This window comes from Kribbella sp. NPDC050459 (assembly GCF_040655315.1).
Lineage (GTDB): Bacteria > Actinomycetota > Actinomycetes > Propionibacteriales > Kribbellaceae > Kribbella.
Genome location: NZ_JBFAJQ010000002.1, coordinates 99,323 through 118,514, shown reverse-complemented (window position 1 = coordinate 118,514; position 19,192 = coordinate 99,323). Strand labels below are relative to the sequence as shown.

General features: G+C 69.0%; 18 protein-coding genes. 12 read left to right on the top strand and 6 right to left on the bottom strand.

Annotated elements, in window-relative coordinates; genetic code table 11:
• Positions 1–178 precede the first annotated feature (178 nt).
• Positions 179–1,354, top strand: coding sequence for an ROK family transcriptional regulator (locus AB0I12_RS06435; protein WP_359925436.1), 1,176 nt, complete (start codon positions 179–181; stop codon positions 1,352–1,354).
• Here AB0I12_RS06435 and AB0I12_RS06430 read toward each other — a convergent pair.
• Complete coding sequence (locus AB0I12_RS06430; RefSeq protein ID WP_359925433.1) at positions 1,351–2,577, bottom strand: family 16 glycosylhydrolase; 1,227 nt, start codon at positions 2,575–2,577, stop codon at positions 1,351–1,353. The genes AB0I12_RS06435 and AB0I12_RS06430 overlap by 4 nt on opposite strands.
• Before the next feature lie 235 nt (positions 2,578–2,812).
• Here AB0I12_RS06430 and AB0I12_RS06425 point away from each other — a divergent pair, with 235 nt between their 5' ends.
• The 5 genes from AB0I12_RS06425 (at position 2,813) to AB0I12_RS06405 (ending at position 8,039) form a co-directional block, all read left to right on the top strand.
• Positions 2,813–4,690, top strand: a complete 1,878-nt coding sequence (locus tag AB0I12_RS06425; protein ID WP_359925431.1) for a ricin-type beta-trefoil lectin domain protein — start codon at positions 2,813–2,815, stop codon at positions 4,688–4,690.
• A complete protein-coding gene (locus tag AB0I12_RS06420) occupies positions 4,687–6,057 on the top strand; it encodes a ricin-type beta-trefoil lectin domain protein (protein ID WP_359925428.1) in 1,371 nt (456 codons plus the stop codon). The genes AB0I12_RS06425 and AB0I12_RS06420 overlap by 4 nt, the downstream gene beginning before the upstream one ends.
• A gap of 91 nt (positions 6,058–6,148) precedes the next feature.
• Positions 6,149–6,964, top strand: a complete 816-nt coding sequence (locus tag AB0I12_RS06415; protein ID WP_359925425.1) for a MerR family transcriptional regulator — start codon at positions 6,149–6,151, stop codon at positions 6,962–6,964.
• Positions 6,965–6,966: 2 nt separating this feature from the next.
• Complete coding sequence (locus tag AB0I12_RS06410; RefSeq protein WP_359925422.1) at positions 6,967–7,314, top strand: VOC family protein; 348 nt, start codon at positions 6,967–6,969, stop codon at positions 7,312–7,314.
• A gap of 101 nt (positions 7,315–7,415) precedes the next feature.
• On the top strand, positions 7,416–8,039 hold the full coding sequence (locus tag AB0I12_RS06405) for a hypothetical protein (RefSeq protein ID WP_359925419.1): 624 nt from the start codon (positions 7,416–7,418) through the stop codon (positions 8,037–8,039).
• A gap of 4 nt (positions 8,040–8,043) precedes the next feature.
• On the opposite strand, the gene AB0I12_RS06400 is transcribed toward AB0I12_RS06405, so the two are convergent.
• A complete protein-coding gene (locus AB0I12_RS06400) occupies positions 8,044–8,604 on the bottom strand; it encodes a TetR family transcriptional regulator (RefSeq protein ID WP_359925416.1) in 561 nt (186 codons plus the stop codon).
• A 33-nt stretch (positions 8,605–8,637) separates the two neighbouring features.
• Here AB0I12_RS06400 and AB0I12_RS06395 point away from each other — a divergent pair, with 33 nt between their 5' ends.
• Complete coding sequence (locus AB0I12_RS06395; RefSeq protein ID WP_359925413.1) at positions 8,638–9,381, top strand: SDR family oxidoreductase; 744 nt, start codon at positions 8,638–8,640, stop codon at positions 9,379–9,381.
• Here the strand turns inward: AB0I12_RS06395 and AB0I12_RS06390 are convergent.
• Positions 9,361–10,098 (bottom strand): 6-phosphogluconolactonase, encoded by a 738-nt coding sequence (locus AB0I12_RS06390; protein WP_359925410.1) that lies wholly within the window; start codon positions 10,096–10,098, stop codon positions 9,361–9,363. The two genes, AB0I12_RS06395 and AB0I12_RS06390, sit on opposite strands and share 21 nt — an antisense overlap.
• 142 nt (positions 10,099–10,240) lie before the next feature.
• Here AB0I12_RS06390 and AB0I12_RS06385 point away from each other — a divergent pair, with 142 nt between their 5' ends.
• The 3 genes from AB0I12_RS06385 (at position 10,241) to AB0I12_RS06375 (ending at position 12,453) form a co-directional block, all read left to right on the top strand.
• A complete protein-coding gene (locus AB0I12_RS06385; RefSeq protein WP_359925407.1) occupies positions 10,241–10,921 on the top strand; it encodes a DedA family protein in 681 nt (226 codons plus the stop codon).
• A gap of 72 nt (positions 10,922–10,993) precedes the next feature.
• The gene (locus tag AB0I12_RS06380) at positions 10,994–11,608 is read left to right on the top strand and encodes an NAD(P)H-dependent oxidoreductase (RefSeq protein WP_359925404.1); all 615 of its coding nucleotides are present in this window, start codon (positions 10,994–10,996) and stop codon (positions 11,606–11,608) included.
• A gap of 47 nt (positions 11,609–11,655) precedes the next feature.
• A complete protein-coding gene (locus tag AB0I12_RS06375) occupies positions 11,656–12,453 on the top strand; it encodes a class I SAM-dependent methyltransferase (protein ID WP_359925401.1) in 798 nt (265 codons plus the stop codon).
• 117 nt (positions 12,454–12,570) lie between these two features.
• Here AB0I12_RS06375 and AB0I12_RS06370 read toward each other — a convergent pair whose 3' ends face one another.
• The 3 genes from AB0I12_RS06370 to AB0I12_RS06360 all read right to left on the bottom strand — a co-directional run bounded on the left by AB0I12_RS06370 (position 12,571) and on the right by AB0I12_RS06360 (position 16,502).
• Entirely contained in the window at positions 12,571–15,048 is a 2,478-nt protein-coding gene (locus AB0I12_RS06370; protein ID WP_359925398.1) for an FtsX-like permease family protein, read from the bottom strand.
• Positions 15,045–15,830 carry an ABC transporter ATP-binding protein gene (locus tag AB0I12_RS06365; protein WP_359925395.1) on the bottom strand — a complete coding sequence of 262 codons (786 nt, stop codon included), beginning with the start codon at positions 15,828–15,830 and terminating at the stop codon, positions 15,045–15,047. The genes AB0I12_RS06370 and AB0I12_RS06365 overlap by 4 nt, the downstream gene beginning before the upstream one ends.
• A gap of 75 nt (positions 15,831–15,905) precedes the next feature.
• Positions 15,906–16,502, bottom strand: coding sequence for a TetR/AcrR family transcriptional regulator (locus tag AB0I12_RS06360; protein WP_359925392.1), 597 nt, complete (start codon positions 16,500–16,502; stop codon positions 15,906–15,908).
• A gap of 109 nt (positions 16,503–16,611) precedes the next feature.
• On the opposite strand from AB0I12_RS06360, the gene AB0I12_RS06355 reads away from it, so the two are divergent.
• Positions 16,612–17,613, top strand: coding sequence for a hypothetical protein (locus tag AB0I12_RS06355; RefSeq protein WP_359925390.1), 1,002 nt, complete (start codon positions 16,612–16,614; stop codon positions 17,611–17,613).
• Positions 17,614–17,805: 192 nt separating this feature from the next.
• Complete coding sequence (locus tag AB0I12_RS06350; protein WP_359925387.1) at positions 17,806–19,191, top strand: extracellular solute-binding protein; 1,386 nt, start codon at positions 17,806–17,808, stop codon at positions 19,189–19,191.
• Position 19,192 lies beyond the last annotated feature (1 nt).

The following is a 19,192-nucleotide window of genomic DNA, read 5'->3' as shown; positions in this document are numbered from 1 at the left end:
TTCGGAAGCGGTTCCGTAGATCAAAGCCGAGACCGCAACGGGCCGTCAATCACGGAGTGGTAACGAATCGCGACTTAGTTCACGACTTGGAAGAAGCCACCTCTTCCGTCGGGTGGGACGGCATGATGAACTCGGGGACGAGCGGCCCACCTGGGGCCCCGCAGCGTGAGGTTGGGGTATGGAAGTTCGCCGGACCACGGTGCGGGACATGCGCCGGTCCAACCGCTCGGTGATCCTCACCAGCATCTACCGCGATGGTCCGCTGAGCCGCCAGGAGCTGACCGGCCGGACCTCGCTCAGTGCGGCGAGCGTGAGCAACCTGGTCGCCGAACTGATCGCCGAAGGCGTCGTCGAGGAGGCCGGTTCGGTCGAGTCCGAAGGCGGCCGGCCGCGGGTGCTGTTGCGGGTGGCACCGACCTTCCGGTACGTCGTGGGCGCCGAAGTGGGGGAGACCCGGGTCCGCGTCGAGCTGTTCGACCTGGCCATGAACGTGCTGGCCCGGGCCGACCACCCGATCAGCTCGCCGACGCCCGAAGAGGTCGTGAAGCACGTCCTGGAAGGGCTTTCGGCCGTTGTCGCGTCCTCGGGAGTGCGCCCGGAGCAGATCCTCGGCCTCGGGGTCGCGGTCTCGGGTGTCGTCGAGGACAACGCGATCGTCGACGCGCAGACGCTCGGCTGGGACGCCGTACCGCTCGCCGCGATGCTTGCCGAGGGCACCGACATACCGGTGCACGTGGACAACGGCGCGAACATGCTCGGCCAGGCTGAGATGTGGTTCGGCGCGGGCCGCGGCGCGACCGACGTGGTCGTGGCCCTGGTCGGCTCCGGTGCGGGCTCGGCCCTGGTGGCCGGCGGCTCCAGCTACCGCGGCGCCCGCAGCAGCGCGGGCGAGTGGGGTCATATGACGATCGTGTACGGCGGCCGCCAGTGCCGCTGCGGCGCGCTGGGCTGCCTCGAGACGTACGTCGGCGCGGAAGGCGTCCTGGACCGGTACCGGCAGGCCGGCGGCGTGGCCGACGGTGACGAGGAGACCGCGTTCGTCGAGCTCCTGGAGTCGGATTCGGAGCTCGCGGCAACGATCGTCGACGACACGATCGGCTACCTGGCCGCGGGTTTCGCGAACCTGGTCAACCTGGTGAACCCCGAGCGCATCGTGCTCGGCGGCTGGGCCGGCCTGCTGCTCGGCGAGAAGCACCTGGACGAGTTGCGCTCGGAGGTCGGCAAACACGCCCTCCGCCGCCCCTACGCCCAGGTCTCCATCGTCCTGTGCGAACTGGGCCGCGACGCCGTCGCGCTAGGCGCCGCGACCCTCCCCGTAGTACGCCTGCTCCGCGACGGCGGCGCAGTACGTTAGACGGTCCACTTCTGGTTGGCTGCGCCGGTGCAGGTCCAGGTCTGGAGAGGTGTGCTGTTGGCGGAGTTGTTGCCGGTGACATCGAGGCACTTGTTCGCCTGCGGGTTCACCAGGTCGTGGCCGGCGGTGTAGGTCCATTTCTGCGCGCCGGATCCGTTGCAGGTCCAGAGCTGGACCTTGGCGCCGTCGGCGAGTGAGCCGGCGTTGACGTCGAGGCACTTGCCGAGCGCGCGGATCGTGCCGTCACCGGGGCGCGTCCACTTCTGCGCGTTCGTGCCGTTGCAATCGTACAGCTGCACCGGCGTACCGTCGGCGGAGTTCGCGGCCGCGACGTCCATGCACTTGCCGGCCAGGCCGGTGATCTGCGAGCCGCCGCCGCCCGAGCTGCCGAGCGTGGAGACGCGGACGTAGTCGACGGTCATGGTCTGCGGGAACACCGTCGTACCGTCCGGGTAGCCCGGCCAGTAGCCGCCGACCGCGAGGTTCAGGATCATGAAGAACGGGTGATTGAAGACCCAGGTGTTGCCGCCGAGGTCGGCCGGCGTACGGCGCTGGTACTGCACGCCGTCGACGTACCAGGTGATCGAGTCCGGGGCCCAGTCCACCGCGAAGGTGTGGAAGTCGTCGGCGAACGACCAGCCGTTCGGATGGTTGTACGCGGCACCGATCCCGCCGGCGCCGGAGTAGCCCGGGCCGTGGATCGTGCCGTGCACGGTGGCCGGCTCCTTGCCGATGTTCTCCATGATGTCGATCTCGCCGTCGTTCGGCCAGTTGCCGCCGCCGAGCATCCAGAACGCGGGCCAGATCCCTTGCCCGCGGGGGATCTTGATGCGGGCCTCGAACCGGCCGTACGTCTGGGTGAAGGTCTGCGCGGTGAGCAGCCGGGCCGACGTGTACTGGCACGGGCCGTAGTGACACTGGTAGCCGCCGTTCTCCTGCCGGGCGGTGATCACCAGGTTGCCGTTGCCGTCCAGCGCGGAGTTTCGGGTGCTGTTGGTGTAGTACTCCATCTCGTTGTTGCCCCAGCCGCCGCCGCCGATGTCGTAGCGCCATTTGGCGGGGTCGGGGGCCTGGCCGGCCGGGCCGTCGAAGGTGTCCTCCCAGACCGTCGCCGTCGTGGCGGCGGAGGCCTGCTGGTGCCCGGTGGCCGCGGGCTGGAGGAGGGCGGTGCCGGCGAGTGCTGCACCGATCGCGAGGAACGCGAGCATGCGGGGACGCTTCATGAGTACCTCATTTCGGGGGCGTCTGAATGAGGGCAATAACTGGCCCGCAGCGTGCCGTGAGAACGCTCCCACGTCAACCCCGCGACTAAATAAAAGATCTGAAAAAAGTCTCGGTTTCGCCGTTGACACCGATATGCACGAATGGTTACCTCGTGCTGACCACCTGTTGCGGCGCGGGCAGACGCCGGCAACTCGAACCGCCTCATACTCCTTTAAAACAAGGGAGAACCGCCCCATGCCCGCGAAACGGCTTTTGCCGGCCGCGGTCGCCGCGCTCTGCGTGGCCGCCGCCGGACTCGGCTTCGGAACCGCTCCACCCGCCGTCGGCTCGGTCGCCGCCGGTGAACAGGTCAACATCTGGCTGACCACTACCAACGACTCGGCCGGCCGCACCGTGACCCGCGGTCTGCAGCAGCAGACACCGGTGAACTTCGGACCGGCCGGCGGAACCGCGAACCAGACCGTCACGGTCAACGAGAACACCACCTACCAGTCCTTCGAGGGCGGCGGCGCCTCGTTCGCGGACAGCTCCGCCTGGCTGCTGAACAGCAGCAACGTGATCTCGGCCGCGACCCGCGACCAGGTGATGCGGGACCTGTTCGACCCGGTGAACGGGATCGGTCTCGCGTTCGTCCGGAACCCGATGGGCGCCTCCGACCTCGCCCGCTTCAACTACTCCTACGACGACACCTGCTGCGACCTGAACGACTTCAGCATCCAGCACGACCTCGCCGACGTCGTACCGCTGACCAAGCAGGCGCGGCAGCTCAACCCGGCGCTGAAGGTGATGGGCTCGCCGTGGAGCGCGCCGGCCTGGATGAAGGACAACAACGACTTCGTCCACCGCGGGTGGCTGAAGTGGGAGTACGCGCCGATGTACGCGCAGTACTTCGTCAAGTACCTGCAGCAGAACGAGGCGCAGGGCAACCACATCGACTACATCTCGGTGCAGAACGAGCCGACCTGCTGCGGCAGCGACAGCACCGGCTACGCGTCGATGAACTGGAACGGCTCCGGCCTGCTCGAGTTCACCAAGAACAACCTGATGCCCGCGCTGCAGGCGGCCGGGCTCACCACCAAGGTGCTGATCCTCGACTACAACTGGGGCAACTACAACGACCTCGGTTCGGTCCCGATCGCCGACGCCGCGCTGCGCAACCACCCGAACTTCGGCGGGATCGCCTGGCACGGGTACGGCGGTGACGTGAACCTGCAGACACAGGTGCACAACCAGTACCCGGGCGTGAACGCGTACATGACCGAGCACTCCGGCGGCACGTGGATCGCGAACCAGCAGGTCGAGGACATGAACAACCTGATCGACTACACCCGTAACTGGGACAAGTCGTGGGTCAAGTGGGGTATCGCGCTCGACGAGGACCACCTGCCGTACGTCGGCGCCGGCTGCAACGTCTGCACCGGGCTCGTGACGGTGCACCGCAACGACGGCCAGCGTGGTCAGGTCACCAAGACGGTCGAGTACTACACGATGGGCCACCTGACGAAGTTCGTGAAGCCGGGTGCGCTGCGGATCGACTCGACCGCGAACAGCTCGGTGAAGAACGTGGCCTGGAAGAACCCCGACGGCTCCAAGGCGCTGATCGCCTTCAACACCACCGGCAGCTCACAGTCCGTGCGGGTCAATTGGGGATCGCAGTCCTTCGTCTACACGCTGCCGACCAAGACGTCGGCGACGTTCACCTGGTCGGGCTCGCAGAGCGGCGGTGGTGGTACGAGCGGGCAGATCACCGGCCTGGGCGGCAAGTGCGTCGACGTCGCCGGTGCGAACTCGGCCGACGGTACGGCGGTGCAGCTGTACGACTGCAACGGCACGACCGCCCAGCAGTGGTCCCGTCCTGGTGACGGCACACTCCGCGCGCTCGGCAAGTGCCTGGACGTTTCGGGCGGCTCTGTGGCCAACGGCGCCAAGGTGCAGCTGTGGACGTGCAACGGCAGCGGGGCGCAGCAATGGAACTACACAAGCGGCAATGACCTGGTGAATCCGCAGGCGAACAAGTGTCTCGACGTCACCAACAACACCTCCGCCAACGGCACCCCTCTGCAGCTGTGGAGCTGCACCGGTGCGGCCAACCAGAAGTGGACCATCTCATGAAGCGATTACTCGCAGTGGGCGCGACGCTCGTCCTGGGACTGACTCTGGCTGCACCGGCTGTCACGGCTCAGGCAGCCACCGGTGCCGTCACCGGTCTGGCCGGCAAGTGCATGGACATCGCCGCGGCGAACAGCGCCGACGGTACGCAGGTCCAGCTGTACGACTGCAACGGTACGAGCGCACAGCAGTGGACGCGCTCCAGTGACGGGACCCTCCGCGCACTGGGCAAGTGCCTGGATGTGTCCGGCGGCTCTGTGGCGAACGGCGCCAAGGTGCAGCTATGGACGTGCAACGGCAGCGGGGCGCAGCAGTGGACGTACACGTCCGGGCGCGACCTCGTGAACCCGCAGGCGAACAAGTGCCTCGATGTCACCGGCAACAACTCCGCGAACGGTACGCCGCTGCAGCTGTGGAGCTGCACCGGTGCGGCGAACCAGAAGTGGAACGTCCCGGCGGCGGACGACGGACCGCCGCCGGCGGGTGGGGCGCCGATGGCGGCCGCGCCGTACCTCTACCAGGGCTGGGGTGACCCGCCGAACCCGGCGACCGTGATGAACGCGTCCGGCGTGAAGTGGTTCACGATGGCCTTCATCCTGTCGAACGGCTACTGCAACCCGCAGTGGGACGGTTCACGACCGCTGACCGGCGGCGTCGACCAGCAGGCGCTCAACACGATCCGCTCCAACGGCGGCGACGTGGTGGTTTCGGTCGGCGGCTGGTCCGGCAACAAGCTGGGACAGAGCTGCGGTACGGCGAGCGAGCTGGCGGCGGCGTACCAGAAGGTGATCAACGCGCTGTCGCTGAAGGCGATCGACGTGGACATCGAGGACCAGGAGTTCTCCCAGGCCGCCGTCCGGCAGAAGGTGGTCGACGCGCTGAAGATCGTCGAGCAGAACAACCCGGGGATCGCGACGTACCTGACCTTCGGGACCACGACGTCCGGGCCGGACGGCAACGGTCAGGACCTGATCCGGCGCGGCGCGGCGTCCGGGCTGAACCTGGACGGCTGGGTGATCATGCCGTTCGACTTCGGCGGCGGGTCCACCAACATGGGCACCCTGACCCGGCAGGCGGCCGACGGGCTGAAGAACCAGGTGAAGGCGGCGTACGGGCTGAGCGACGACGCGGCGTACCGCAAGATCGGCATCTCCTCGATGAACGGCATCACCGACGTCGCGGGTGAGCGCGTCAACCTGTCCGACTTCGAGTCGATGCTGTCGTACGCGTCCGAGCACCACCTGGCCCGCTTCACGTTCTGGTCGGTCAACCGCGACCGCCCGTGCACCGGCGGCAGCGCCGACAGCTGCTCCGGCATCTCCCAGAACCCCTGGGACTTCACCAAGGTCATCGGCCGCTACCGCGGCTGACCCGGGCGATCCGGACACTGCCCACCTGGAGATCTTCCAGGTGGGCAGTTCCATTTGACCCTCCGGTAACCGGAGGGTGGAAGCTTGGGGCATGACGGCGACGGTGACGGTGGGGGAGTTCTCCCGCCTGACGCATCTGAGTGTGAAGACCCTGCACCACTACCACGACATCGGCCTGCTCGCCCCGGTCACGATCGACGCGTCGTCGGGCTACCGGCGCTACGGGACGGACCAGGTCGACACCGCGCTGCTGATCCGGCGGCTGCGGGAGCTGCGGATGCCGCTCCCGGATGTCCGGGCGGTGGTCGAGGCGTCCGACGGGCCGGCGCGCGAGGAGACGCTGCGTGCTCATCTCGAGCGGATGGAGCAGGAGCTCGCGCACACCCGCGAGGTCGTCACGTCACTGCGTCAGCTGCTCACGCCCGGTCGACCGATCCTCGACGTGCAGTACCGGTTCATCCCGCCGTTCCGTGCGTACGGCGTGTCCGGGCACGTGGTGCGGGAGGAGATCGGGCCGTGGTGCGAGTTCGCCTTCGGCCGGCTCGACGCCGTCGGCGCCGACATCCGGGCGACGCCGGGAGCGACGTACTCCGACGAGTTCTTCACCGAGGACGCCGGCCAGGTGACGGCGTTCCTGCCGGTCGCGCTCGACCAGCCGCCGGCCGACGGGGTGGACCTCGTCGACCTCCCCGGCGGGTACTTCGCGATCGCCGTGCACGCCGGTCACATGACCGACTTCGACCGGACGTACGGCGCGCTCGGCAGCCACGTCGCGGAGTACTGCGAGATCGCGCCCGGCCCGATCCGTGAGCTGTATCCCATCGGCCCGGGGGACGTCCCCGATCCGGCCGACTACCGAACCGAGGTCTGCTGGCCGATCCAGCGGATCCCAGTACTGAAAGGCTGAGCATGTCCATTTCTCTTGAGAGCATCGCCTTCGACTGTGCCGACGCGGCCGCGCTGGCCGGCTTCTGGGCCGGTGTGTTCTCGACCGACGTCGATGCGGACGGCAACGAATTCTTCGCGACCGTGAACCGGGAGGCGTCCGGGCCGACGCTGATGTTCCTCCAGGTCCCGGAGCCGCGCAACGGCAAGAACCGCCTGCACGTCGACCTGGCCGCGACCGACTGGGCCGCCGAGGTCGACCGCCTCGTCGGCCTGGGCGCCAAGCGCGTCGACGAGCACAACGAGTACGGCACGCATTGGATCACGCTCGCCGACCCGGAGGGCAACGTCTTCGACGTCGCCGAGCACTAGGCCCGGGTCCGGGGGATTGCCAGGTCGTCGCCCGGGGAGGAGGGTGAGAAGTGTCCGGCGGCGCCGCCGGGGCGCTGCCCTGAGCGTAAGGGGGGTGGATCGTGTACGCGCGTTCCACCACGATCAATGCCGCGCCGGCGTCGGTCGATGCCGGCATCGCGCAGGTGCGCGACGAAGTGATGCCGATGCTGCTCGACCTGGACGGCTGTATCGGCCTGTCGATGATCGTCGACCGGGAGTCCGGCCGATGCATCGCGACCAGTGCCTGGCAGTCGGAGGAGGCGATGCGGGCCTCCGACGAAGCGCTCCGGCCGGTCCGCGAGCGGATCGCGGAGACCATGGGCGGGTCGGGTCCGCAGGTGCAGGAGTGGGAGATCGCCGTACTGCACCGTGACCACCGTTCGTCCGCCGGCGCGTGCGTCCGGGCGACCTGGGTGAAGATCGACCCAGCGACGATGGACCGGGCGATCGACGTCTACAAGCTGGCCTCACTGCCGCGGCTCGAGGACCTGGCCGGGTTCTGCAGCGCGAGCCTGCTCGTCGATCGGGCCTCGGGCCATGGGGTGTCCTCGGTGACGTACGACAGTCAGGAGGCGATGAACAGTAACCGGGAGGCCGCCGCCTCGATGCGTGCCTCGACCTCCAAGGACGCCGGCGCGGAAGTCCTGGACGTCCGCGAGTTCGAGCTCGCCATCGCGCACTTACGGGTGCCCGAGATGACCTGACAGCTCAGGGAGCGTGACCGAAGGTGGCGGTGAACGCCTCCCGGAACAGGTCCGCCAGGTCTGGCTCGCCGTCGTCGGCGGCCCAGCGCAGCAAGGCGGTGTGAGTCACTCCGAGTACGGCGCTCGCGGCCGCGCGAGCGCCGTACTCCTGGCTGGGGCCGATCGCGTTCACGAACGCCTCCTGCAGGCGGAACTGGCTGTCCAGGTGGCGGGCCTGGAGCGCCGGGGTCGAGATCATCAGCCGGAGGCGTGCGAGCAGCAGGTCGTGCTCGGTGGTTGCCACCAGGTCGAGGATGGTCACGACGGTGCGGCCGATGCGGTCGGTGAGTGAACCGGTGGCCGGGAGCTCCGCGATCGTGGCCGCGGTCAACTGGTCGAAGTCGTCGTACAGGACCAGGTCTTCCTTGGTGGGGAAGTTCCGGTAGACCGTCATCGCCGAGACGCCGGCCGCGTCGGCGACGTCGTTCACCGTGGTCGTGTCGTACCCGCGGTCGGTGAACAGGCGCAGCGCCTGCCGCTGGATGCGTTGCCGGGTGTCGGCACGCTGGCGGTCCCTCAAGCTCATGTGGTAGATACTAACAACATGATAGTTTCTAACATGAATGACAGGGTGGCGTTGGTGACCGGGGCCTCGCGCGGCATCGGGCGAGCGATCGCCGAGCGGCTGGCCGCGGCGGGAGCCGAGGTGGCTGTGCACTACCACCAGGACAAGGCCGGTGCGGAGGAGACGCTGGAGCGGATCGGCGGGCGTGGGTTCGTGATCGGCGCCGAGCTCGGTGTGCCGGGGGATACCGACGCCGTCGTCGATCAGTTGACCGTGGGGCTGGCAGGCCGGCGGTTGGACGTGCTCGTGAACAACGCGGCGGCACCGCCCGCGGGTCCGATCGGTACGGACACAGAGGCGGCTTTCGACCGGTTGATGGCAGTGAACGTGCGCGCGCCGTACTTCCTGATCCAGCGCTTGCTGCCGGTGCTGTCGGACGAGGGCCGGATCGTGTCGATCTCGTCGGTCGCGACCCGGATGGCGAACCCGGCGCAGACGTCGTTCGCGATGACCAAGGGTGCGCTCGAGACGATGACACGCACGTTGGCGCAGCAGCTGGGTGCGCGAGGGATCACGGTCAATGCCGTCGCGCCCGGTGCGACCCGGACCGAGGCGAACGGGACGTTCTTCGAGGCGCCGGGGCTGACGGAGTTGATCGTCGCCCAGACGGCGCTCGGCCGGCTGGGCGGTGGTGACGATGTCGCCGAGGTGGTCGCGTTCCTCGCCTCACCCGCGGCGCGATGGATCACCGGGCAGGTCGTGGACGCTTCCGGCGGGCTACACCTCGGCGTCGGCTGATTCGCTGTCGAGGTAGAGCTGTACGTCGGGGTGGGTACGTAGCGCCGTACCGGGGTGGTCCGGGCCGATCGGCTGCGTGAGGGTGTCGTGGACGGCCTGGCGCTTGACTGCTCCGGGGACGGATCCGATCAGCGCGCGGGCGTTCAGCAGACGGGGGATGGTGACGGTGATCGCGTGGGTCGGTACGTCGTCCATCTCCGGGAAGTTGCCCTCGTCGACCTGCTGCTTGCGGCTGGTCTCGTCCAGTGCGACCAGCCGGACCGCCTCGGCGGCGCCGAAGTCGGCGGGCGGGTCGTTGAACGCCAGATGCCCGTTCACGCCGAGGCCGAACAGGACCAGGTCGAACGGCTCGTCGCCCATCAGCTTCGCGTAGGCGTCCGGGCCGTCCTCGGGATCCAGCGGGTGGAACGTTGCCTGCGGCACCTTGTCGAGGAAGTTCCGGCGCAGCCAGTTCCGGAACGACTGCGGCGCGGCGGGATCCAGCCCGACGTACTCGTCCATGTGGAAGCACTCGACCCGGCTCCAGTCGAGGCCCGGTTCGGCGGCGAGCGCGGTCAGCGTCGCGGTCTGGCTGGGGGCGGCGGCGAGCATGATCCGGGCCCGTCCGTCGGCCGCGATCGCCTTCAGGATCTCCCCCGCGGCGGCGGTCGCGGCAGCGCGGCCGAGCTCCTCGCGGCTCGGGTGCGTGCTGATGCGCGGAGCGTGCTCGACTGTCATGGACCCTCCCGGCGGCGTGTGTGCTGGGGAAAGCCTCGCACAACCGGGGGTTTTCCCCCGCTCGGTACGGTGGAGGACCAGACCCGAAGACGGCGGCTGGCTCCAGTGTGTGGACAGTGTCCACGGACATAGCGTCGTCCGCATGCTGACGACGACGAATCAGGTGATGATGGCCGCGCTGCAGGCGACGCAGGAACCGACCGGTGGGGTGGCCGGGTGGGCGATCGATCTCATGGAGCGGCTGGGGCCGGCCGGAGCGGGGGTCGCGGTCGCGCTGGAGAACCTGTTCCCGCCGTTGCCGAGCGAGGTGATCCTGCCGCTGGCCGGGTTCGCGGCGGCGCGCGGTGACTTCGGGCTGGTCGCCGCGATCGTCTGCACCACGCTCGGGTCGGTGGTGGGCGCGCTCGCGCTGTACGGCGTGGGCGCGGTGCTGGGCCGCGACCGGATGCGGGCGCTCGCCGGGAAGCTGCCGCTGGTGAAGGTGCGCGACGTCGACAAGGCCGAGGAGTGGTTCCTGCGGCACGGCGCCAAAGCGGTGCTGATCGGGCGGCTGGTTCCGGTGGTGCGCAGCCTGATCTCGGTTCCGGCCGGTGTCGAGCGGATGCGGGTCGCGCTGTTCCTGCCGCTGACCGCGATCGGGAGCCTGGTGTGGAACTCGTTGCTGATCCTGGCCGGGTATCAGCTCGGTGAGCGGTGGCATCTGGTGGAGTCCTCGGTCGGCGTGTTCCAGAAGCTCGTGATCGTGGCCGCAGTGGCGGCGGTCGGGTGGTTCGTCGTGGTGCAACTCCGGGCCAGGCGTTCGGATAGTGAGAAAGTCCAGTAGACGGCTCGACTTTGACTACTCTCGAGACTGTTGCTGCACAGTTGCCGCCGAGGTTTCCGGGAGATGGGTCAGATGCCGTCAGTCGCGTTCGAGTCGAAGGTCGCGCCGGAACCACCGGTCTGGCCCCAGTCGGTGGTCACGGTGGTGGGCAACCCGCGCGCCGGATCACGGACCGCGGCCGCTGCGGCGTCCGTCGCGGAGCTGCTCGCCTCCGAGCTCGGGACGCCGTACCGGATCGACGAGCTGATCGACCTGGTGACGCTGGCGCCGGCGATCTTCCAGGGTGACCAGGCGGGCGCCGAAACGCAGTCCGCGCTGGAGAACGCGATCGAGCTGGTGTCGTCGGCGTCGGTCATCGTCGTCGCGACACCGGTCTACAAGGGCAGTTACACCGGCCTGCTGAAGAGCTTCCTCGACGTGCTGCGTCCTTCGGCGTTGGCGGGCTCCGTGGTCGTCCCGGTGACGGTGTCGGCCGCGCCGAGCCACAAGCTGCTGGCCGACCAGCATCTGCGACCGGTGCTGGCGGAGCTGGGCGCGAGTGTCCCGGTGCCGGGCGTGATCCTGGAGGAGCGCGATCTGGAGGACCTGCAGGTCGTCCTGTCCGGCTGGATCCGCGACAACGCCGGCATCATCCAGGCCACCACGATCGCCCTGCAGCCGGTCGCCGAGCCGACGCCTGCCCGATAGCGCACAACCCGGCGCGTGCCGGGTGGTCCAGGACCTATCGTCGGTCTGTGGACGATCGGGCGCGGGTGGAGCGGAACCGGGCGGCCTGGGACCTGCGCGCTGCCGCGCACGTGTCGTCCGGGTTCTACGACGTCGACGGGTTCCGGGCAGGCGGCAGTTCGCTGCGGCCGTACGAGGTCGAGGCGGTGGGCGACGTCCGCGCGCGGCGACTGCTGCACCTCATGTGCCACTTCGGGCTGGACACGTTGTCGTGGGCACGGCTGGGCGCCGACGTCACCGGCGTGGACTTCTCCGCCGAGGCGATCAACTCGGCGCGACAGTTGGCCGACGAGGTCGGGTTGCCGGCGCGGTTCGTCCAGGCGGACGTGTACGACGTGCCCGACGTACTGGAGCCGGCGTCGTACGACGTGGTGGTGGCGACGTACGGGGTGCTGGTGTGGCTGCCCGATCTGGGCGAGTTCGCGCGGGTGGTGGCGCGGATGCTGCGCCCCGGTGGGACCGTCTTCCTCGCGGAGTTCCATCCGCTGCAGGCGATGGTGGACGAGGAGCTCCGGGTCCGTACGTCGTACTTCCGCACCGGCGCCGTCGATCGCGAGGTGACGACCAGCTACACCGGGCAGGACGTACCTGAACACGTGCAGAGCACCTGGCCCTGGACGGTCAGCGGATTGGTGAACGCACTGGCGAGCGCCGGCCTGCACATCGACCGCCTCGACGAACTCCCCGTGGACCTACGCCGGCGAAGCCCGTCGATGCTGCAGGACACCGCCGGGCTGTGGCGCCTACCGGGTGATCCCATACCGCTGCTGTTGACATGCCGAGCTCACCGCCCCGACGCGGGATAGACGCCGAGGACGCCGAAGCGTGCGCTCAGGTCGTCAAGTGCAGCCCGACCTTGAACACCCGGCGGTGGGTGTGGACGGGTCATGCGCTGTCCACACCCACCAGGAGGTGTCCAAGGTTCAGTCGTTGTGGGTGGGTTGGGTTGGGGCGTGGCGGAGGGTTGCTGTTGCGGGGATGAGGGTGGAGGCGAAGGTGAGTGCGGCGGCTGCTCCGATGATTACCAGGTAGATCCAGAGCGGGCCCGTCGGGAGGGCGTCGTTCGCGACCTTGGCGGAGAAGGGGAGCAGGCAGGCCAGCGCCACCGCGGTGCCCAGCGTGATGCCCGTGAGGGTGACCAGCGTGCTTTCGGTGGTCAGCATGCGGAGCACCTGGAAGCGGGTCGAGCCGGTCAGCCGTTGCAGGGCGAACTCGCGGCGGCGGCGCAGCGTGGTGGACACCAGCGTGTTGACGACCGAGACCGCGGTGTACGCGATCAGCATGCCGACCAGCATGTAGTTGATCCACGCCTGCGTCTGCAGGTCCTCGACGTTCGAGGCGACGAGCGTGCTGCGGTCGGCGACCTGGACACCTGGGTGGGCGGCAGCGAGCTTGGCCAGAGCCGGTCGTACGTCGGCACCGGGCTCGGCGCGGACCAGGACCTGCTTGGTCAGGCCGTCGGTCGTGTGGGCGGAAACCAGGGAAGCGGGCAGGATGATCGACTCGTATCCACGCTCGGCCGCGAACGTCGCAACCACCCGCAGCTTCACAGTGGTCCCGTCGCCCAAGGTCATCGTGATCTCGGAGCCGACGCCGCGACCGGTCTTGCTGGCCATGTACTCCGGGATCGCCGCGGTCGACCCGGTCAGCCCGGCGAGCGATCCGCTCGTCAGCCGCACCGGCGCCGTACCGTTCGCGCCCTGCGCGTCCACGCCGATCACCGGCGCACCGTCCTCGTCGAACGGAGCCTTCCGCGGGTCGTCGACCGCGCCCATGCTCCGGACGAACGCCGACGCGCTCGCCACGCCGGGGACCGCTCGCACCTCGGAGACCAGCCTCGGTGACAGGCCCGCGTCCGACACCAGTACGGCGTCGGCCCGCAGGTCCCGCGTGAACGCCTCGGAGGACGCGTGGACCTGGGTGGTCTGCATGTACAGGTTGGCGGTCGAGATGCCGACGGCAAGCATCACCGGCATCGCCGCGGCGGACAACGCCACCGTGCGCGCGGACAGGTTGCGGATCGCGAGCCGGCCGCTCACCCGGGTCAGTGCCTGGACCGGCCAGCGCCAGATGCCCAGCACCAGCTTGGTCCAGAACGGGCCGAGCAGCGCGACACCGATCGCCCAGCACAGGATCGACGGTCCGGCGGTCGACGCGGCGAGCGGGCCGGTCATCACGGTCGCGGTCACGATCAGGAGCGCCAGGCCGCCGCCCAGGAACAGCAGGCCGAACAGCAACCGGACCCAGCTGAACCATTTGCGCTGCAACGACGCCTCGACGAGCGCCTCGACCGGCTTGATCTTCGCCGATTTGCGCGCCGCGATCAGTGCGGCGCCGATCGCCGCGAGGACCGCCGCGCCGGCGCCGGCCGCGAACGGGATCCAGCCCTGGGCGAACTCGATCACCGGCGACGCGACGCCGTGCGAGCTGAGCTGGTCGAAGAGGAACCGGCCGAGGAAGATCCCTGGCACGCATCCCACGACGACAGCCGGCAGCGACACCATCAAAGCCTCACCGAGGATCATCCGCCGCACCTGGCCGGGCGTCGTACCGATGCCGCGGAGCAGCGCGAACTCACGCTCGCGGTGCTGAGCGGCGAGCGCCAGCGTGGACGCGACCACGAACATCATCGTCATCGCCGCGATACCGCCGAACGAGCCGGCGACCGCGATCAACGCCGTACGGCGGGACTCGGCGTCGGGGTGCTCGGCCAGGCCGCGGTCGACGCCGGCGCGGACGGTCAGGTTTCCGTCCACCTCTTGCAGCTTGTGCTTCACCTCGTCGAGGTCGGTGCCGGGGGCAACCAGTACGCCGACGTCCGCGAAGCGGGACGGGTTGCGGACGAAGCTCGCGGCGTCCCGGTCGGCGAAGAAGGCGTGGCCGGAGGCTTGCGGGGCGATGCCGCTGATCGTGAAGCGCTTCGGCTCACCGTTGATCAAGAGCGTCAGCTGCTCGCCCACTTTCCCCGACGAGACCACTACCTGACCGGATCGCGGCGCGTGCCCGGTGCCGAGGTGGTACGGCGCGAGCGCAGCGCTCGACCAGTTGTGACCCTCGGCAACCACAGGTCCGGCCGAGCCGTTGATGGCGGTGAAGGTGTAGTCGCCCACGGCGGAGGTGACGCCTTCGGTGGAACGGATCTGGGGGAGCAGGTCGACGGGGACGCCGACGCGTTCTGACAGGGGAGTGGGGTCTTCGACGCCGGGGCGGTGGTGGGACTGGTTGCCGGTGACGACCAGGGAGGTCGCGGCCAGCCGGTCGGGCTCGACGTTGGAGCGGATGCCGGTTTCCATCAGGCCGCCGCACGCCATCACGATCGCCGTACCGAAGACGACCGCGACGAACGTCGCGATGAATCCGCTCTTGCGGTGCCGCAAGGTGCGGACGGCGAGGCGCATCATCCCGCCACCGCCTGCAGGTTGGACCGTGCACCCAGGTGAGTCATCCGGTCGGCGACGGCTTCGGCGGTCGGCGCGGTCAGGCTGCCGGCCAGCGCACCGTCGGCGAGGAAGACCACCTGGTCGGCGTACGACGCGGCGACCGGGTCGTGCGTCACCATCACGACCGTCTGGCCCTGGGAGCGCACGGGCTCGCGGAGCAGTTCGAGGACGTCGGCGGCGGTCTGGGTGTCGAGCGCGCCGGTCGGCTCGTCGGCGAAGATCACCGCGGGCCGGGCGACGAGCGCGCGGGCGATTGCGACCCGCTGCTGCTGGCCGCCGGACAGTTCGCCGGGGCGGTGCTTGTGCCGGTCGCCGAGGCCGACGCGGTCCAGGACCTGCCGTACGGCGGCCTTGTTCGGCCGGCGCCCGTCGAGCTCCTGCGGCAGGCAGACGTTCTGCCAGACCGTCAGCGCGGGCAGCAGGTTGAAGGACTGGAACACGAACCCGATCCGCTCCCGCCGCAGCTCGGTCAGCCTGCGCTCGCTCAGGCCCGCGAGCGGCTGCCCGTCGATGTGCACGCTGCCGGACGTCGGCCGGTCGAGCCCGGCGGCACAGTGCAGGAAGGTGCTCTTGCCCGACCCGGACGGGCCCATCACCGCGGTGAAGGTGCCGGGGGCGAATTTCATCGAGATCCCGTCGAGGGCGGTGACGGTGCTCCCGCCACGGCCGTAGACCCGTCGTACATCCTGCAGGACGACCGAGTATCCGGCCCCGTCGACTGCTTCCTGCGTCCGTTTCTTCATGCCGCCGACGCTACGGAGCCGGGACGCCGCGCCCCATGGTGCTGAGCCGACGAGAGGGGTGGACGAAAGTCCACCCTAGGAACGGAACAGGGCCCGCGCTCCGGCGAGGTAGGTGTCGGGCGTCACGTCACCGATGATCAGCCGTTGCAGGACGAAACCGGGGATCAGCGCGAGCAGAACCTGGGCGATGTACTCGGGGGCGACATCGGGGTCGACGGTGCCGTCGGCCTGGGCCCGGCGGGCGACCGCCTCGAAGTTCCCGCGGAGCACGGTGTACTTGTCGCAGGCGGTGGCCATGATCGCCGGATTCCGCAAGGCCTCGGCCCAGGCCTGGATCGCGACCCGGGTGACGTCGCCGCCCGGGCGTTCGGCGACCGCCACGACGTGGTTGATCGCCGCTTCGAGAGCCATCAGCGGTGTGACGGCCTGCTCCGTCGCCAGGATCTTCTGGAACAGCTCGTCGATCGTGCTGAGCGCGTCCTCGGCGATCGCGGCGACGATCTCTTCCTTGCTCTTGAAGTAGCCGTAGACGGCGCCCGCGGACAGCCCGGACTCGCGGATCACGTCGGCCATCGTCGTCTTGTGGAAGCCCTCCTCGATCACGCAGGTGCGGGCCGCCGCGACGATCTGCGCGCGGCGCGCCAGGCGGTGTTCCTCGGTGACCTTGGGCACGTCCGCAACATAAAACGAATGTCCGTTCTTGACAAGTCGCCGGGCCGTTGCCAGGCTCGGAGTCATAAAGAACGATCATTCGGTTTTATTGCCCGAGGGAGTACCCGCCATGACCACTGAGGCGCACGCGGCCGACCGTCGCCGGCCGCCCCTGATCGCCGTCATCACGCTGCTGACCGCGGTCCTCACCGTGTTCCTGATCGCCTTCGCGTGGCCGGCCGCGCGCTCCGAGCCGCGCAACGTCCGGCTCGCGGTGTCCGGTCCGGCGCCGGCGGTCCAGCAGATCGAGACCGCGCTCGGCCAGGCGATGCCCGACGGCTTCGAGCTCACCGCCGTACCGGACCGGCAGGCGGCGGTGCAGCGGATCGAGGACCGGAAGGCGTACGGCGCCATCGTGCTGGACGCGGCGCAGCCCGAAGTACTGACCGCGTCCGCGGGCGGACCCGCCGTCGCGCAGGTGCTGACCCAGTTGTCCGCCCGGATGTCGCCGGAGAACCCCGCGAAGGTGACCGACATCGTGCCGCTGCCGAAGGACGACCCGCGCGGCGCCGGGCTGGCGGCCGGTGCGTTGCCGCTCGTGCTCGGCGGGATCATCGCGGCCGGCGCCCTCACCCAGCTGGTGCGGTCGGGGGCGAAGCGGATGATCGGGGCGATGACCTTCGCGGTCACCGGTGGTCTCGCGCTGGCCGCCGTACTGCAGTACTGGCTCGGCTCGTTCGAGGGCAGCTACCTGGGCAACGCGGGCGTGATCGCGCTGTCGATCGCGGCGATCAGCCTCACCCTGCTCGGCCTCGAGTGGCTGCTCGGTACGGCGGGGCTCGCGCTCGGCGGCGCCATGATGATGCTGCTCGGCAATCCGCTGTCCGGGATGACGAGCGCGCCCGAGATGCTGCCGACCGGATGGGGCACGCTCGGGCAGCTCCTGCCGCCCGGCGCGGCCGGTACGGCGTTGCGCTCGGTGAGCTTCTTCGACGGTGCCGGGGCCGCGCGGCCACTCGCCGTACTGGGGTGCTGGCTGCTCGCCGGGCTGCTGCTGTGCGGGGTCGGCTCGGTCCGTGCCCGGGGACGCGCCGTACCCGCTCGCCACGAGGCGCCGGCGGTCGCAGCCTGACAAAGTAGGGGTATGACACCGCGGTGACCGGATCGTTACGTCCCGGTCTCCGTGGTGCCGTGCGTTTGGGGCGACAACGTTGTCTGTCAAGCATTGACTTCGGCCGTTCAGGACTCCTACGGTCGCGGGAAAGCCCGCAGGTTTGGGTCGTGGTACCGGGATGACAACGATTGCCCGAAGGTGGACCTGATGATGTCTAGGAAACGTTTCAAGGTGGCAGCCGTCGCGAGCGCGCTGCTGCTGGCGGTCACGGCCTGCAGTCAGGGGTCGACGACCAAGCAGCCGGACGCCGGCGGTGCGCAGAGTTCCGGCCCGGCGCACATCAAGATCGCGTACCAGCAGTGGGGTCCGGGCGTGGTGATGAAGAACTTCCTCACCGGCGTGAAGTCCGAGTACGAGGCCGCGAACCCCGGCTCGACGGTCGAGATCCTGCCGATCGTCGCCTCGGAGAACGACTACTACACCAAGCTGCAGCTGATGATGCGGTCGCCGAACACCGCGCCGGACGTGGTCTACGAGGACACCTTCCTGATCAACTCCGACATCACCGCGGGCTACCTGAAGCCGCTGGACGACTACATCAACAAGTGGGACCAGTGGGGCCAGTTCGAGGACACCGCCAAGGGCGCGGCGAAGGCGCTCGACGGCAAGACCTACGGCGTACCGGACGGCACGGACACCCGCGCGCTCTGGTACAACAAGCAGATTTTCGCCAAGGCCGGCCTGCCCGCCGACTGGCAGCCGAAGAGCTGGGACGACGTTCTCAGCGCGGCCCGGACCATCAAGCAGAAGGTCCCCGGCGTGATCCCGATGAACGTGTACTCCGGCAAGCCGATGGGTGAAGCCTCGGCGATGCAGGGCTTCGAGATGCTGCTGTACGGCACGAAGGACACGCTGTACAACAACGACCAGCAGAAGTGGGTCGTCGGCAGCCAGGGCTTCAAGGACTCGCTGAACTTCGTCAAGACCGTCTACACCGAGGGCCTCGGCCCGTCGCCGAAGCAGGCGCTCGACCCGAACATGGGCAGCAAGGTCGGCACCGAACTGCTGCCCGGCGGGAAACTGGCGATCGCGCTGGACGGCTCCTGGATCTACGGCAACTGGCAGAAGACCGGCGCGAAGCCGTGGCCGCAGTGGTCCGAGGTGCTCGGCCAGACCGCGATGCCGACCCAGGACGGCAGCGGCAAGGGCAAGGTCAGCCTCTCCGGCGGCTGGACCTGGGCGATCCCGGCCAAGTCGAAGAACCCGGACGCGGCCTGGAACCTGATCAAGACCCTGCAGACCCAGAAGAACGCGGCCAAGTACGCGACCGAGGGCGCGCAGATCGCGGTCCGCAAGGACGTCGCCTCCGACGCCACGTACAAGAGCTCCTCGAAGAGCACCCAGTTCTTCACCGACCTGGTCTCCGTCACCGTCTACCGCCCGGCGTACGCGGAGTACCCGAAGGTCTCCAACGAGATCATCACCGCGATGGAGGCGGTGATGACCGGACAGTCCTCGATCGACAAGGCCGCGAAGAACTACGACGAAGCGGTCGAAGGCATCGTCGGCAAGGACAAGACGACTTCGGGCCAGTAGC